At 61.1% G+C, this 15,193-nt stretch carries 12 protein-coding genes; 9 read left to right on the top strand and 3 right to left on the bottom strand.

Translation table 11 applies throughout. From position 1 onward, the window contains the following. Positions 1–539 precede the first annotated feature (539 nt). From OC446_RS00595 to OC446_RS00570, 6 genes are all read left to right on the top strand, one after another. Positions 540–2,399, top strand: a complete 1,860-nt coding sequence (locus tag OC446_RS00595; protein ID WP_262027096.1) for a type I restriction-modification system subunit M — start codon at positions 540–542, stop codon at positions 2,397–2,399. Further along, positions 2,396–3,898: a class I SAM-dependent DNA methyltransferase gene (locus OC446_RS00590; protein WP_262027095.1), complete on the top strand. Its 1,503-nt coding sequence runs from the start codon at positions 2,396–2,398 to the stop codon at positions 3,896–3,898. Before OC446_RS00595 ends, OC446_RS00590 begins: the two co-directional genes overlap by 4 nt. Further along, positions 3,891–5,057 carry a restriction endonuclease subunit S gene (locus OC446_RS00585; RefSeq protein WP_262027094.1) on the top strand — a complete coding sequence of 389 codons (1,167 nt, stop codon included), beginning with the start codon at positions 3,891–3,893 and terminating at the stop codon, positions 5,055–5,057. The genes OC446_RS00590 and OC446_RS00585 overlap by 8 nt, the downstream gene beginning before the upstream one ends. Then, positions 5,054–8,017, top strand: coding sequence for a type I restriction endonuclease subunit R (locus tag OC446_RS00580; protein ID WP_262027245.1), 2,964 nt, complete (start codon positions 5,054–5,056; stop codon positions 8,015–8,017). Before OC446_RS00585 ends, OC446_RS00580 begins: the two co-directional genes overlap by 4 nt. A gap of 200 nt (positions 8,018–8,217) precedes the next feature. After that, positions 8,218–8,940 carry a hypothetical protein gene (locus tag OC446_RS00575; protein WP_262027093.1) on the top strand — a complete coding sequence of 241 codons (723 nt, stop codon included), beginning with the start codon at positions 8,218–8,220 and terminating at the stop codon, positions 8,938–8,940. 691 nt (positions 8,941–9,631) lie between these two features. Further along, the gene (locus tag OC446_RS00570) at positions 9,632–10,393 is read left to right on the top strand and encodes a Crp/Fnr family transcriptional regulator (RefSeq protein WP_262027092.1); all 762 of its coding nucleotides are present in this window, start codon (positions 9,632–9,634) and stop codon (positions 10,391–10,393) included. A gap of 33 nt (positions 10,394–10,426) precedes the next feature. Here the strand turns inward: OC446_RS00570 and OC446_RS00565 are convergent, their stop codons facing one another. From OC446_RS00565 to OC446_RS00555, 3 genes are all read right to left on the bottom strand, one after another. Beyond that, positions 10,427–11,488: a Crp/Fnr family transcriptional regulator gene (locus OC446_RS00565; RefSeq protein WP_315986470.1), complete on the bottom strand. Its 1,062-nt coding sequence runs from the start codon at positions 11,486–11,488 to the stop codon at positions 10,427–10,429. Positions 11,489–11,642: 154 nt separating this feature from the next. Then, positions 11,643–12,359: a Crp/Fnr family transcriptional regulator gene (locus OC446_RS00560; protein ID WP_262027091.1), complete on the bottom strand. Its 717-nt coding sequence runs from the start codon at positions 12,357–12,359 to the stop codon at positions 11,643–11,645. A gap of 153 nt (positions 12,360–12,512) precedes the next feature. Continuing rightward, on the bottom strand, positions 12,513–12,785 hold the full coding sequence (locus tag OC446_RS00555; RefSeq protein ID WP_262027090.1) for a hypothetical protein: 273 nt from the start codon (positions 12,783–12,785) through the stop codon (positions 12,513–12,515). A 413-nt stretch (positions 12,786–13,198) separates the two neighbouring features. On the opposite strand from OC446_RS00555, the gene OC446_RS00550 reads away from it, so the two are divergent. The 3 genes from OC446_RS00550 to OC446_RS00540 all read left to right on the top strand — a co-directional run bounded on the left by OC446_RS00550 (position 13,199) and on the right by OC446_RS00540 (position 15,146). Next, positions 13,199–13,585: a response regulator gene (locus OC446_RS00550; RefSeq protein WP_262027089.1), complete on the top strand. Its 387-nt coding sequence runs from the start codon at positions 13,199–13,201 to the stop codon at positions 13,583–13,585. Between the two features lie 606 nt (positions 13,586–14,191). Further along, entirely contained in the window at positions 14,192–14,902 is a 711-nt protein-coding gene (locus OC446_RS00545) for a Crp/Fnr family transcriptional regulator (protein ID WP_262027088.1), read from the top strand. A gap of 1 nt (position 14,903) precedes the next feature. Continuing rightward, the gene (locus OC446_RS00540) at positions 14,904–15,146 is read left to right on the top strand and encodes a DUF6894 family protein (RefSeq protein WP_262027087.1); all 243 of its coding nucleotides are present in this window, start codon (positions 14,904–14,906) and stop codon (positions 15,144–15,146) included. The last annotated feature ends 47 nt before the right edge of the window (positions 15,147–15,193 follow it).

Raw genomic sequence — 15,193 nt, 5'->3', positions numbered from 1 at the left:
ATCCTTACCACTTGCAGGTTCGATGGACTGCCCTTAGAGGCGCGCGAGGAGTCTGGTACCAGGTCGACTCGCCACCAAAATGCAATACCTAAGCACTCCGAACACGAGAATCGAAAAGCGACATACGGGCAACCGTATCGGGAGCTCGAATCTCCGCCTCTCCGCCGTTTCAGACTGAAAATTAAGACCTTTTTGGCGCACCGGAAGTGCAGGCACTCATTCAGTCCCACACCTTGTGTGACATACCTCTACCCCTGCCCCCGAAGAGGCCCGCGTTCATACACAATACCTAAAATGCTGCTGGGGTAGACCGAGCGAGCCCTTCCACTGTGATTCGGCTAAGCCTCGAACGCTCCTGCCAAGCGTGGAAAATTCTGTCCGGCCAGACCTTAGATCAAGCCGAGTTGTTAGAAGCGCCTCATCGTTTCGGTGCTGTTAGTCCGAACAGGCTTGGTCTGGGAATGCTGTTACGCTTCAGCTATAAACCTTGGCGGCCAACAAATCGCCGTATTATGAATGTTATATAGGGGCTTTCAGGCATGGATAGCGAAGCTCAGCGCCGAGCGTTTGTAAATGCGCTATTCGGAATGGGCGGGTCGTCCAGTAGCGGCAAGCTCCGCGAGGTACTCGGCTGGGACGAGAGCGCCTATAGCGCTGTGAAGCAGGCGCTCGTGGACAGCGGTGTCGTCCGAAACGGGCGCGGGCGTGGTGGCTCTGTGGTGCTGGCCATGACCGAGGCGCCATCCATGTGGAGCGAGGAGGAGGCGAATACCGACACCGGGGTTAAGCGACAAGGCGCAGCGGCCGCCAGTGCAGATCGCCGAGTAAGCGCTAAACGAGACGAACTCGCTATCGAAGTGGAGCAGCCTCAGAACGGGGTGTCGAACCAGGTAGTCACGCTCGAAGATGGACGAGAGTTGAGATCTGCCCTTTGGGACGCTGCGAACACGCTGCGCGGGTCTGCTGTCGATCGAACGGATTGGAAGGGCTATATCCTTCCATTGCTCTTCTTCAAACGAATCTCGGATGTTTGGGACGAGGAGACGGCCGAGGCTCGCGAGATTTTCGGTGAAGCTGACCCGGCCCTCTTTCCGGAGGTGCACCGCTTCGTGCTTCCTGACGGCTGTCACTGGAGCGACGTTAGGGAAGTCCCGGCCAACGTTGGTGCCGCACTGCAAAAGGCTATGCAGGAGATCGAGCGGGCCAATCCCGACACGCTGTTCCGCGTCTTCGGGTCTGCTGATTGGGGCAACAAGGAAAAGTTCTCCGACGAGTTGCTGAAAGATCTGATCGAGGGGTTCTCAGAGGTCCAGCTCGGCAACCAGGCAGTTAGCACCGACGTACTCGGCGACGCCTATGAGTATCTGGTCGGCAAGTTCGCCGACGTGACACGCCGAAATAAGGCAGGTGAGTTTTATACCCCGCGCAGTGTAGTGCGGATGATGGTCGAGATCCTCGACCCCCAGGAAAGCGAGAGTATTTACGATCCAGCCTGCGGCACAGGTGGCATGCTGCTTGGAGCGATCGAGCACGTTGTCCGCAGGGGCGGCGATCCGCGAACCTTCTACGGCAAGATCTATGGTCAAGAGAAAAACCTAACGACGGCCGCAATCGCGCGGATGAACCTCGTCCTACACGGGATTGAGGATTTCCAGGTTGCCCGTGAGGACACCCTGCGCAACCCGGCCTTTACGGATTCCAGCACAGGCGGCCTCGCCACCTTTGATTGCGTGATCGCGAATCCGCCTTTCTCGCTCAAGGAATGGGGACGCGATCTCTGGGAGGCAGATCCATGGGGCCGCGCTCAATACGGCCTCCCGCCCGAGAACTACGGCGACTACGCCTTCGTCCAGCACATGATCGCCTCAATGGGGTCTACCGGAAACAGCCGCATGGCGGTTGTCCTGCCGCAGGGTGCGCTGTTCCGGAAGTCGGCCGAGGGGGCGATCCGGCAGGCCCTGCTAGAAAAGGATATGGTCGAGGCAGTTATCGGCCTCGCACCGAACCTGTTCTACGGCACGCAGCTGGCAGGCTGCGTGATGGTGCTGCGCCGCAAGAAGCCCGAAGCCCGCAAGGACAAGGTCCTGATCATCGACGCCTCCAGCCTGTTCCGCAAAGGTCGGGCGCAGAACTTCCTCGAACAGGAGCACAGTGACCAGATCGTCGCGTGGTATCGCGCCTTCGAGGATGTCGAGGATCGCGCCAAGGTCGCCACGCTGGACGAGATTAAGAAGGAAGGCTGGACGCTGAACATCTCGCGCTACGTCCTGCCGCCCATCGGGCAGGACATCCCGCCGCTGCCCGAGGCCGTGGAAGCGTTCAAGACCGCGCTGGCAGATGCCCGAGCGGCCGAGGATCACCTGCGCAAGGTGCTGGTCGAAGGGGGGTGGCTGCAATGAGCAGGCTGACACAACGCGAACTTGAAAACTATCTCTGGGGCGCGGCCACCCTGCTGCGCGGACTCATTGATGCCAGCGACTACAAGCAGTACATCTTCCCGCTGATGTTCTTCAAGCGCCTGTCCAATGTGTGGGACGAAGACTACCAACAGGCGCTCGATGAAACGGGCGACGAAGGCTATGCCACCGCTACGGCAAATGACCGCTTCGTAATCCCCGAAGGCGCGCACTGGAACGACGTGCGCGCCGCGCCGCGCGATGTCGGTCGGGCGCTGCTTTCGGCATTCCTTGCCATTGAGGCGGCGAACCCAAAACGCCTTCAGGGCGTATTCGGCAATGCGAACTGGACCGACAAGGCCCAGATGCCCGACAGCACGCTGAAGAATCTGATCGAGCATTTCTCCAAGCACGACCTCACCCTTGCCGCCGTGCCTGAGGACGAGCTTGGGAACGGCTACGAATACCTCATTAAGAAGTTCGCCGACGACAGCGGCCACACTGCGCAAGAGTTCTACACCAACCGCACACTCGTCCACCTAATGACGCAGATGCTGGAACCCCAACCGGGCGAGAGTATCTATGATCCGACCTGCGGCACCGGCGGCATGCTGGTTTCCTGCTTGGCCGAGGTGAAGCGGCGCGGCGGCGACACGCGCACCACCGGCCTTTATGGACAGGAGTTGATCACCATCACCGCAGCCATCGCGCGGATGAACCTGGTCATCCATGGCGTGGACGATTTCCACATTGCCAGTGGCAACACCTTGGCCACGCCCGCCTTCGTGAAGGGTGACCGGCTGCGCACCTTCGACGTGATCCTCGCCAATCCTCCCTATTCCATCAAGAAATGGAACCGCGGCGCATGGGAGAAGGATCCGTGGGGCCGCAACTTCCTGGGTACCCCGCCGCAGGGTCGGGCGGATTACGCTTTCTTCCAGCATATCCTGTCGTCGATGGACCCGAAGACCGGGCGTTGCGCGATCCTGTTCCCACATGGCGTGCTGTTCCGCAACGAAGAGGCCGAGATGCGGCGCAAGCTGGTTGAGGCCGATCTGCTGGAATGCGTGCTGGGGCTCGGTCCAGGGCTATTCTACAACTCCCCGATGGAAGCTTGCGTAGTGATCTGCCGGTCGCGGAAACCCGCGGCGCGGGCCGAGCGCATCCTATTCATCGATGCGCTGGCCGAGATCGCCCGCGAACGGGCGCAGAGCTTCCTGCGCCCTGAGCATCAGGCGCGGATCCTGTCGGCCTATCGCGCCTTTACGGATGAGCCGGGATTTGCCGCGGTGGCGCGGGTGGCCGATGTGCTGGCGGCTGACGGCAACCTGTCGATTGCGCGCTATGTGAAGCGACCTAAGGTGGCACTGGCGGGCGGGGACGCGACGCTGGCGGCAACCTGGACGAAGTTTGACGAGGAAGGACGCGACTTCTGGTCGGGCATGGATGCTCTGGTGGACATGCTCGATGGCCTGATGCCCGTGGAGGACGCCGATGCTTGAACGACCGATATCCAGGGCGGGGTGGTCGCGTGTGGCGTTTGGCGACGTGGTGCGCCTGTCGAAAGCGCGCGTGGCCGACCCGGAGGCAGCCGGCATCGAACGTGTTGTCGGGCTGGAGCATATCGAGCCGGGCGATCTGCGCATCCGCCGCTGGGGTGATGTGGCCGATGGCACGACTTTCACGACTCTGTTCAAGCAGGGGCAGGTTTTGTTCGGCAAGCGCCGCGCCTATCAGCGCAAGGTGGCGGTGGCGGATTTCGAAGGGGTCTGTTCAGGGGACATTTATGTGCTGGAGCCCGCGAATGACCGGCTAATCCCTGAGTTACTGCCGTTCCTATGCCAGACAGACGCCTTCTTTGATCATGCTGTCGGCACCTCGGCAGGGTCGCTGTCGCCGCGCACCAACTGGACCAGCCTTGCCAGCTTCAAGTTCCTCCTACCGCCCATTCAGGAGCAGGCGCGCCTGTTGGAGGCGCTTGTGGCGGCGAATGAGGTTCAGGATGGCCTCAGGAGTGTCGCTGATTCTGCGGCGATGGCAATGCGTTCGCTTTGCAAGAGTCTGTTCATTGAACAGCGGGAAGAGAGCGCAAGAACGCGCATTGGCGAGGTTGCAACAGTCCGAAATGGAACGACGCCCAGTCGTAAGAACCCGGACTTCTGGAAAGGCAATGTCCCGTGGCTGCCGACGGGAAAGGTTAATGAACGTTACATTGAATCCGCCGATGAGTGCATAACTGACCTCGCCTTGCGAAAATCCTCTCTACGAATGATCCCGGCTGGCTCGATCCTTGTGGCGATGATCGGCGAAGGAACGACGCGAGGAAAGGTAGCACTGCTGAGGATTGACGCGACGATCAACCAGAATTTTGCCGCGGTCTCACCGGGTGAATCCGTTGTTCCGGAGTTCCTCTTTTATCAGCTCGAGTCCTGCTACGAGCCGCTTCGCCACTGGAGCCACGGCACAAACCAACAGGCATTGAACACGAAGCTGGTATCTGATTTCCCGATCTGGGTTCCGTGCATCGACGAACAAAAGGAAATTGTTGCCGAGATAGCCGCGCTCGAAAGCCAGCGCATCTTAGCAGAAAGACGGCGCGATAGCTTCCAAGACGTCTATCGGAAGATTTCTGACAAGGTGTTGGGGGCGTGCTGGAAATGAAATTCAACGAGTCCAATACTGTCGAAGCCCATCTGCGCGACCTTCTCGCTGGCCCCGCCTCGACCCGCCCGTCGCACCTCTCGCCAGGTTTCGCCCGCATGGGAGGCAAGATCGCTGGCCTCGGCTGGCACTTTGTCGCCCCTGCCGACCTTCCCCGCCAGCCGCAGGAGGTGCTGGTCGAACCCTATCTGCGCGACGCCCTGATCCGCCTGAACCCCGAGATCGCCGCGAGCCCCGGCTGGGCCGATGACGTCCTCTACCGCCTGCGCGCCATCGTCATGGGTGCGCGGTCGGACGGGCTTGTGAAGGCGAACGAGGAATTTGCGGCGTGGCTGCTGGGCGAACGCTCCATGCCCTTCGGGGCGAACGGTGAACACGTCACCATCCGCCTAATCGACTTCGAGGGTATCGAGAAGAACAGCTTCGCCGTCACCCAGCAGTTCACAATTCGAGCCGGGAAAACCGAGAAGCGGGCCGATCTGGTTCTGCTGGTCAACGGCATTCCGCTGGTCCTGATCGAGGCTAAGACGCCGGTACGGTCCAGTCAGAGTTGGCTTGACGCCGCGCTGCAGGTGCACGACGACTATGAGAGGAATGTGCCAGAGCTGTTCGTTCCCAACGTCTTTTCAGTGGCCACCGAGGGCAAAGAGTTTCGCTACGGCTCGGTCCGGATGCCAGTCGACATGTGGGGCCCCTGGCGCGATGGCGACGGGCCGCAGGGGCTCGGTGCGGTGGAAAAGGCGGCCGCCTCGATGCTGCGACCGGCGATGGTGGTCGACCTGCTCGGCAGCTTCACGGCCTTCGCGACGCAGAAAGGCAAGCATCGCATCAAAATCATTGCCCGCTATCAGCAGGTGGACGGCGTCAATAAGATCGTGGCGCGCGTGGTGGCGGGCCAGCCGCGCAAGGGGCTGATCTGGCATTTCCAGGGGTCGGGCAAGTCCCTTCTGATGCTGTTCGCCGCGCGCAAGCTGCGGCTGCACCCGGCGCTGAAGAACCCCACGGTGCTGATCGTGGTCGACCGGATCGACCTCGACAGCCAGATCTCCGGCACCTTCTACGCCGCCGACATGCCCAACATGGTGCGCACGGAAAGCCGCAAGGAACTGGCTGACCTCCTGGGCAAGGACGCGCGCAAGGTGGTGATCACCACGATTCACAAGTTCGCCGAGGCCGACGGGGTGCTGAACGACCGCGACAACATCATCGTGCTGGTGGACGAAGCGCACCGCACGCAGGAAGGCGATCTGGGCCGCAAGATGCGGGAGGCGCTGCCGAACGCGTTCCTGTTCGGCCTGACCGGCACACCGATCAACCGTGCCGACAAGAACACCTTCTACGCCTTCGGCGCCGACACGGACGAGGGCGGCTACATGAGCCGCTACGGCCTGAACGACTCGATCCGCGACGGCGCTACAAAAGAACTGCATTTCGAGCCGCGTCTGGTGGACCTGCACATTGACCAGAAGGCCATCGCGGAAGCGTATGCCGAACTGACGCAGGGCCTGACCGACGAGGACAAGGATCGGCTGGGCAAAGCCGCGGCCAAGATGTCGATCCTTGTTAAGGCACCCGCGCGCGTCCGCGCCATCTGCAGCGACATCGCCAAGCATTTCCAAGAGAAGGTTGCCCCGAACGGCTTCGGCGCGCAGGTGGTGACCTTCGACCGCGAGAGCTGCCTGCTTTATAAGCAAGAGTTCGATCGGCACCTGCCTCCCGAAGTATCGGATATTGTGATCTCGGTAAACAGCGGCGAGCCGGAGTACGCGCCCTACAAGCGCGACCGGGATGCTGAGGAAAAGCTCCTCGACCGCTTCCGCGATCCCAAGGACCCGTTGAAGATCATCATCGTCACGTCCAAGCTGTTGACTGGCTTCGACGCGCCGATCCTGCAGACAATGTACCTCGACAAGCCGCTGCGCGACCACACGCTGCTGCAGGCCATCTGCCGGACGAACCGCCCCTATGGCGAACAGAAGACGCATGGTTTGATCGTTGACTACCTCGGCATCTTCGACGATGTCGCGCAGGCGCTGAAGTTCGATGAGGAGGGCGTGCAGAAGGCGGTGTCGAACATTGCCGAGCTGATCAACGCCCTCCCGACCGCTTTGCAGAAGTGCCTCGCCTATTTCGCGGGCGTGGACCGCAGCTTGACCGGGTACGAAGGGCTGATCGCCGCGCAGGAGTGCATTCCGAACAACGACCTACGCGACGCCTTCGCGGCCGATTTCAGCGTGCTGGCCCGGATCTGGGAGGCGCTGTCGCCTGATCCGGTGTTGACGCAGTACGAGACCGATTATCGCTGGCTGGCGCAGGTCTATGAGTCCTTGAAACCCTCCAGCGGCACAGGTCGGCTGCTTTGGCACCGGCTGGGCGCCAAGACCATCGAACTGATCCACGAGAACGTCCATGTCGACGCAGTCCGTGACGACCTCGACACGTTGGTGCTTGATGCCGATCTGCTCGAAGCAGTCCTCGTCAACCCAGACCCGGAAAAGAAGGCCAAGGAAATCTCCGTCAAGCTGGCGGGCCGCCTGCGGAAACACGCGGGAAATCCGAAGTTCAAAGCATTAGGCGAGCGCTTAGAGGACCTGAAGAACCGGCATCAGCAGGGCTTGCTGCTATCAATCGACTTCCTGAAAGAGCTTCTGGCACTGGCAAAGGACGTGGTGAAGACCGAACGCGAAACACCAGAGGAAGAAGACATCGACCGCGGCAAAGCGGCGTTGACTGCACTTTTCGAGGAGGCTCGGAACGGCGATACGCCTGTGATGGTGAAGCGGGTGGTGGACGACATCGACGAGATCGTGCGCGCGGTGAGGTTTGATGGCTGGCAGACCACGCATGCCGGCGAGCGCGAGGTCAAGAAGGCGCTGCGCCATACGCTTTTCCGCTATAAGATGCATCAGGATGCGGACCTGTTCGAAAAAGCGTACGGTTACATTCGTGAGTATTATTGACAATAGCGTTTGCGGATACCGTCTCGCTCGGAGAATGAGCAACCGTATCGGGAGTTCGAATCCCTCGCTGCCATTTGATCCTCAAGTTAATAATGCGCCCCATGGCAGAATTTGTCTCTTCCGCTCCAGTCGCACGTCGCAGTAGATATGCGCACCTGCGACCTGGGAATGTCGATCGCAAAGACTGAGCGGTATACGCAATGGCAAAGGCGAAATTCACAGCGGAGCAATGGCAGAAGCTCGGCGAGGAATGGTCTGCGGGCTCTTCCGTCTCTTCACTGTCCCTGAAATACAATGTTTCCCGCAAGGCTATCGACAATGCCGCCAGGCGTTATGGATGGGTCAAAAATCCGATCATCCGCGAGGCGCTGACTGTCGTCAGGCGCGGGAAGGCCGAGGGCGATCCTCGCACTGCAACCGAAAACGCGAGAGTCGTGCATGTCGCATGCGACCGGGCAACCCTGATCCTGCAGCATCAGGGGCAGTGGAGCGACATCTACGAGCTGCGCCAGGACGCCTTCCGCATGCTGCGCGGCGAGCCGATGCGGTTCGTCTCCAATCGGGACGTCCTGGACGAGAACGGCGACATGATCGAGAAGGCCGAGGCGCTGTCCCTGACCAAGCGCATCACGCTGGCGCACAAGCTGATGGCGATCTTCGAGGCCGATGCCCGCTCGATGATGACGGCCCAGGAAGGTGAGCGCCGCGCCCATGGCTTCGACTACAGGACGCAAGCCGAAGGCAACAGGGTCGACGAGGCCGAACTGCGCCGCCGTCGTGAGCTGACCGATTCCCTGGCTCAGATGGGCTCAAAGATCGCCCAGCTCGCCAACAGCGCAGGCCTTGGGGGCATGGCCGGTGTCTCGACGCCATCGCCGCAGCCGCCCTCGCAGCCGCCAACGATTGACGGAGAGGTGGCATAGCCGGCCATCGCTGGAATTGGCACACGAACACCTGCGAGGCCTGCGGCGTGACCAAGCAGGACATTGCTGAAGGCAAGGCCAGCGCGACCTGCTGAATCGTTCTGCCATGGTAAGGCGAGCATGAGCGATGACGTATGATGGTCTGGCAAGCTGGGCGATCTCGGCGATATCAAGTATGCCCTCTACTTCGAGGATCCGACGCCTGATCAGATCGCGAAGATGCCCGCAGAAATCGCACTCCTCCGCACTCCTCCCGCTCTTGAACGGTGGAGGCTAAACGCACTTCGTGCCCATAATCGTGGCAGGATAGCAGATGAGATCCAGTAGGCCCGGCCAATTCTGAGGCTGAGAGTTATGGCATTGGCAAGCCTCATCATTGGACTGCGGTGAAACTTGCCTCGGCCAATCTACCAACGGAAGTCGCGTGGCCGGCACGAGGCATAAGCGCATCGAAGGTCGGCTTAGGATCTGAAAAGCGGACGTTCCAGAAGCGCAGGGAATCTCGGCTCCTGACCCGTTCCGGACCTTCAGCGGCCATCGTATGAAACCGTACAGAGCGGCGCCAGAGGCGCTTATTCGCGTGACTGCACTCCCTATCCCCGCTTAGGGCATTCTCAACTGCTTGACCGATCAGTGGGGCAATAGCAGCCGAGGGACCAATGACCTTCCGCCCCGTTCCTGTGTGGCAGCCGTGGTTCAACCCGATCAGTCCTCCCTGCGCAATCAACTGCTCCGGGCCTTGGCCCCAGAGGACTTTGCGCTGGTCGGGCCGTACCTGGAACCAGTTGCGCTGCCCAAGGGCAAGGTCCTGATCGAGCCCAACCAGCCCATCGAGTACGTCTACTTTGCCGAGAGCGGGGTAGCCTCGGTGGTGGCTCTCAACTCAGACCACCGTCCGGTTGAGATCGCCATTGTCGGCTGGGAAGGGCTCGTTGGCCCGTCCATTGTCCTGGGCGTTGACCGCACGCCTCACCAGAGCTTCTTCCAGATGGAGGGAGGAGGCTACCGCATTGCCACCCCGCACTTGATCCGGGCTCTGGAGGCGAGCCGGACCCTGCATGATCTACTCTTGCGCTACATCTATGTGGTGACGGTGCAGACCGCCGCCACCGCAATGTCGAACGGCGACAGCGTCTTGAGCGAGCGGCTCGCCCGCTGGCTTCTCATGTGCCACGACCGTGTCGACGGCAACGAGTTGGCGCTCACGCATGAGTTTCTGTCCCTCATGCTGGCGGTCCGCCGCCCTGGCGTCACCGAAGCGATCCATCTGCTGGAAGGGACCGGCATGATCAGGGCGCGGCGCTCTCACATCACCATCCTTGACCGCGAGCGGTTGGAGGAGACGGCTGGCGACAGCTACGGCGTGCCGGAAGCAGAGTATGAGCGTCTCATCCCGAATCCTGAAGTGTCAGGTGGCAGCCATTCCAGGCGAGATCCACGCGAGATTGAGTGACCGCCTCCATGACCAAGTAAGGGCAGGCGAGCCTTAGGCGGCTTCATCGCCGGGTTCCTGGTGCAGGTAGGTAGGATCGAACTCGCCCGCTTGCTTGAGCCCCTCCCAGTCCAGGATTTTCAAGAGGTGCCCCTGCTCGCCAATCAGCCCTCGTGCCCGCAGCTCTTGCAGCGTGCGGTTCACATGGACGTTCGAGAGCCCCAGGGCGTCGGCCATTTCGCTCTGGGTGATTGGAAACTCGAATGCGTGGTCCGTCACCAGCCCAACAGCTTTGTGGCGCAGGAAGAGCTCGCATAGTAGATGCGCCATTCGGGCCGGCGCCGGACGTCGCCCGACATTGACCACCCATTCGCGGAAGATCGCCGCGTCGATCAGCGTTTCGCGCCAGAACACCTCGGAGAGGCGCGGGTGCTGCTGGAACAGACTACGTAGGCTCCGATGGGAAATGAAGGCAAGCTTGCAGGGAGTAAGCGTACTCAGTCCATGGTCCATCGTTCGCAGATGAAGGCTCTGGAGGTCCGGGATCTCGCCGGCGATATGGAAGGACATGATCTGTCGCTTGCCGTCTTCGGTCATCTTGAAGCGAAATGCCATGCCGCTGATGACGAGGCAGGACTCGGACGGGTGATCACCCTCGCGCACAATCACCTGATCGGCAGCAAACTCGCGGAGCATCAAGGGCAGATGGAGAAGAGCGTCCTTTTCCGACTGGGATAGATCGGTGATGCTCTCCAGCCTGCGGATCAGAGGGTGCGGTTCGTAAGCAAGGTTCATGGGGCACAGTCCAAGAGCATCAGGTCGGAACTGTACATTCGATCCGGACTCACCTCTATCTGTAATCCTGATCCGGCTAAACGTTGAGGCCGCTACGCTGCCAAAGTGAGAACCGTCCGATACCGTACAAAGGCAGCTCCTCTTAGGGTGTCCGCCGCTGGACCATGCGCTCACGCCCCAACCAACGAGGGCGTTGTGACCCAAAGCATTTCTTTTCAAATTCTTCCGATCCTGATCGACGGCCATGGCACGCAGGAACTGCTGGTCCTGTTCGATAGGCAGCTCGTGGCCGTGTTGTCCCGGGTTGACGGTGCAATCCATGATCAAGGGCAGAGAGGCCGCTGGCACCTGAAGCAGGGTTCGGCTACCGCCAGGACACAGGGCTGCTGTTCCTGAGCCATGAGGAGGTCGCTGCTTGGGTGAGACAGCAGACCCACGGCAAATCCGACATCGGCCTTACGCACCCTCGTGAGCGCTAGCGGAATGGGCCGATCAGACGTTCGTACTCGGCTTCCGGAACGCCATACGCATCTCCGGCGGTCTCTTCGAGCTTGCGCCGATCGAGCACGACAATGTTGCGGCGCTCGGTCCGGATGATGTCCGCTGTCTCGAGCTCCTGAAGGGCCTCTGTCACCCCGGGCCGGCGCACGGCGAGCATGACGGCAATGAACTCATGCGTCAGGGGCAGTTCATCCCCGTCCAGCCGGTCGTGGCACATCAGCAGCCAACGGGCCAATCGCCGGCTTACCTTCTGAGACCCGTTGCAGGCGGCGGTCTGAGCCGTCTGAAGGTGGAATACCTGGACGAAGCGCAACAGAAGCTTCTGTAGAGCAGGGCTCTGCTCCAAGGCCTGATGGAAGGCCTCAGCCCGCATGCGCAGGGCCGAGCCGCCCACCTGCATGAAGGTCTCATGCGGCGTCCGGTCGGCGCCCAGGAGGACCGGCACCCCGGCGAAGCCGTCCCGTCCGACCAGTCCGATCTCAATCCGACGCCCGCGAACCGTGCGGGTGACAATGGAGGTCACACCGGCCTCGAGGAAGTAGACATGCTCAATGGGTGCATTGGCCTCAACGATCACGTCGCTCCGGTTCAGGGTGACGGGATCAAGATGGTTCCGGATCCGGGCGAAATCGTCAGCCGGAAGAGCTGCCAGGAGCCGATTGCGAACAGAGCATTGGGAGAACTTAGACATAGAACCGCAGTAAATCGGAAAGCGCAGCCGAGCCGGCTACGCCAGTGTTGAACCCTGACCACAGCGAAGGTGGCGCAGGGAACAGCGTCCTTCAAGTCAGATGGAAAAGATGTTCATGAGGGGCCAGCGGCAAGAGGCAGAATCCGCCCGGGATCAACGCCCTAGCGATGCCTGTAACAGGATCTGCCGCTGAAGCTTGGCCAAGTGGTGGTGGAAGGGCTCACGGGCCAACCGGCACCGCCGGTCGCACTCGGCGAACCGGCGCTCCTGATCCGCCAAGGACCCAGGCCAAGCCTGGATCTTCTCGCGTTCGACCTTATGACGCAGCTCCACGTCGGCCAGTTCGGCCAAGGTATGCTGCAACTCACCCAGAAGATGGTCATCTTCTTTATCTGTCGCAATGACACTCGCCAAGCTTCGTCGCATCGGGTCGCTCCCTGCCTTCAGATCTCGTTCCAGCCGTCTTCGGTAGCTCACAGATTGCGGGGGTGTCGGCTGAACGGCCATGGGCCAGTCGTCGACCAGCGACCGCATGGGCTTGGAAACAGGCGACGCCTACAGCTCCGCGTCTGGCTGCAACCGGCGCTGCACGGGATTGGTGCTCTGTTGAGCCGGACTGGCGTTAGGCTCTGGTAAGGGAGCCATTGGGCTTCACACCATCTCCGGCCTGCTGAGGATGTCCTGCTCGGTCATCAGCGTGCCCCTGGCTGTTCCGGGGCATCGGGTGGCGCCGGCTTTTGTCGTCAACGGCTGGTGATTTGTACGGTTCCGTACAAAATGTCTGTTTACTCTTTAGAGGAGGCGCTGCAACCAGGAGCGAAATTGTACGTTCCCGTACAATGAGCAATCAGCGCCCCAATGGCCGTCCTGTCATTCTCCTGGTGGAGGATGAGCCGCTACTGCGCTTCTTCGTGTCCGACGTGCTGGAGGAAGCCGGCTTTGAGGTGATTGAAACCGGCAATGCCGAAGAGGCCTTGACCTGGCTCGAAGTGCGAGACGACGTGCGGGTGATCTTCACCGACATCCAGATGCCAGGGTCCCTGAACGGGCTTGATCTGATCAGTTGCGCCCACCAGCGTTGGCCTGAGGTCCTTGTCCTGGTTGTCTCAGGCGGGATCCGGCCGAGCGCGGCGGAACTCCCGGAGGGCGGCCGCTTCGTCGCGAAGCCTTATGAGGAGAGCTTGGTTCTGGGCCACCTGAGGGAGATGGTCGCCTCCGCGCCATAATCCGGTTCCGCGAGCGTTGATGGGCCGATCCATCACCTGCCAAGTCCCAAGACGGTCTCAGTCAAACGTCTTATGGGGGAGTGTCCGCGTATATTCCAGCGGCCTCAGATCCTCGGTCTGCGCGGGTCCGGCCAAGCGCTTTGGATATTTTCTCAGCGAACCGGGGCTCCGCGGCAACAGGGGGCCTCCTGTCCGCACAGGCGGCGAACTCGGCTTTGAGAACCAGACGCCTCCCTGGTCGTCATGCGTTTCGGGCGAAGGGCGAACGAGCCCAGCCAGGAGATCGGCACCCCAAAACAGCAGAAGCCTCTCCCGGTCGGGCGTTCCCTTAGCAAACGGGACAGGTTGATAGCTGAACATGGTCGTCATGACGATGTCTCCCCGTGCATGGCAGCGCACGTCGAGCGGCGTCTCCCCACCAGCAGCCGCAGAATGGGTAATTGTACGAAATCGTACAATGCAGCTCCGGGACGCGGCGTTCTCAACGCGAAAGGCCTGTCCTTCACCGTCCCGAAGGAGTAGAGTGCTTCCATCGCTTGCATGGTTTAACCAGGGCGCAAGCGACTGAGAGGAACGTGTTCTCCCGCCCCAACATGGGAGGACACCATGCAGCTTCAGCAGGTTCCCATCGGCAACCGGCTTCTCGCCTCCCTTTCCGCAGACGACCTCGCGCGCCTCCAGCCTCATCTGGAGCCAGTGTCACTCGCCCTGCGACAGGTTCTGATCGAGCCCAATATGCCCATCGAACACGCCTACTTCCCCGAGCAGGGCATGTCGTCGGTGACCAACAACAGCTCCGGCGGCAAGATCGAGGTCGGGGTGATCGGGCAGGAGGGCATGATCGGCTTGCCGATTGTGCTCGGGATCGACCAGACGCCTTACGAGCACTTCATGCAGATCCCGGGGCACGGCTGGCGCATCGCAGCGCATGATTTGGAGCAGGCTATGGCTCAGAGCCGGTCTCTGCACCGCCATCTTCTGCGCTATGTGCAGGCGTCCCATGTTCAGGCCTCCGAGACGGCCTTTGCCAACGCCAACAGTGACATCGAAGCCCGGCTGGCCCGTTGGCTTCTGATGTGCCACGACCGGGTCGACGGCGATGACATCCCGCTCACCCATGAGTTCATTGCCATGATGCTCGGCGTGCGCCGACCCGGCGTGACGGTGGCGCTCCATGTGCTCGAAGGCATGCGGGTTATCAGGGCGAAACGGGGATTGATCACCGTGCTTGACCGGGAGAAGCTGGAGGAACTGGCCGATGAAGCCTATGGTCTCTCGGAAACGGAGTACTCGCGCCTGATGAAGACGGAGGCGTGAGATGCCGCGTTACTTCCTCCACCTCCGGTATCCGGCATCCGAGGATGGCTTTGCTCGGGACGATGAGGGCGATGAACTCACCGATCCCGACGACCTGCGGCAGCACGTCGTGGACACCGCCCGTGACCTGATGAGGAGTGCGCGCCTGAAAGCGATTCCCGACTGGCTCCGATGCTCGTTTGAGGTGACGGACGAGGTTGGCGCGGTTGTGCTGACGCTGCCATTCTCAGAGGCGGTCAAGTAGCCGCTCGAAGCCCCTCCATTGCCTGATAATCGGTAAGCTCGACTGGA

The sequence above is a fragment of the Microvirga sp. Mcv34 genome, assembly GCF_024519725.1.
Classification (GTDB): Bacteria; Pseudomonadota; Alphaproteobacteria; order Rhizobiales; family Beijerinckiaceae; genus Microvirga.
Note: the sequence above shows the minus strand (reverse complement) of the source record. Positions and strands in the feature narration are given on the sequence as shown.

Coding starts and splice junctions, on each gene's coding strand:
- OC446_RS00595 (WP_262027096.1), top strand. CDS start 540: ATGGATAGCGAAGCTCAGCGCCGAGCGTTTGTAAATGCGCTATTCGGA.
- OC446_RS00590 (WP_262027095.1), top strand. CDS start 2,396: ATGAGCAGGCTGACACAACGCGAACTTGAAAACTATCTCTGGGGCGCG.
- OC446_RS00585 (WP_262027094.1), top strand. CDS start 3,891: ATGCTTGAACGACCGATATCCAGGGCGGGGTGGTCGCGTGTGGCGTTT.
- OC446_RS00580 (WP_262027245.1), top strand. CDS start 5,054: ATGAAATTCAACGAGTCCAATACTGTCGAAGCCCATCTGCGCGACCTT.
- OC446_RS00575 (WP_262027093.1), top strand. CDS start 8,218: ATGGCAAAGGCGAAATTCACAGCGGAGCAATGGCAGAAGCTCGGCGAG.
- OC446_RS00565 (WP_315986470.1), bottom strand. CDS start 11,488: ATGGATTGCACCGTCAACCCGGGACAACACGGCCACGAGCTGCCTATC.
- OC446_RS00560 (WP_262027091.1), bottom strand. CDS start 12,359: ATGTCTAAGTTCTCCCAATGCTCTGTTCGCAATCGGCTCCTGGCAGCT.
- OC446_RS00555 (WP_262027090.1), bottom strand. CDS start 12,785: ATGCGACGAAGCTTGGCGAGTGTCATTGCGACAGATAAAGAAGATGAC.
- OC446_RS00550 (WP_262027089.1), top strand. CDS start 13,199: ATGAGCAATCAGCGCCCCAATGGCCGTCCTGTCATTCTCCTGGTGGAG.
- OC446_RS00545 (WP_262027088.1), top strand. CDS start 14,192: ATGCAGCTTCAGCAGGTTCCCATCGGCAACCGGCTTCTCGCCTCCCTT.
- OC446_RS00540 (WP_262027087.1), top strand. CDS start 14,904: ATGCCGCGTTACTTCCTCCACCTCCGGTATCCGGCATCCGAGGATGGC.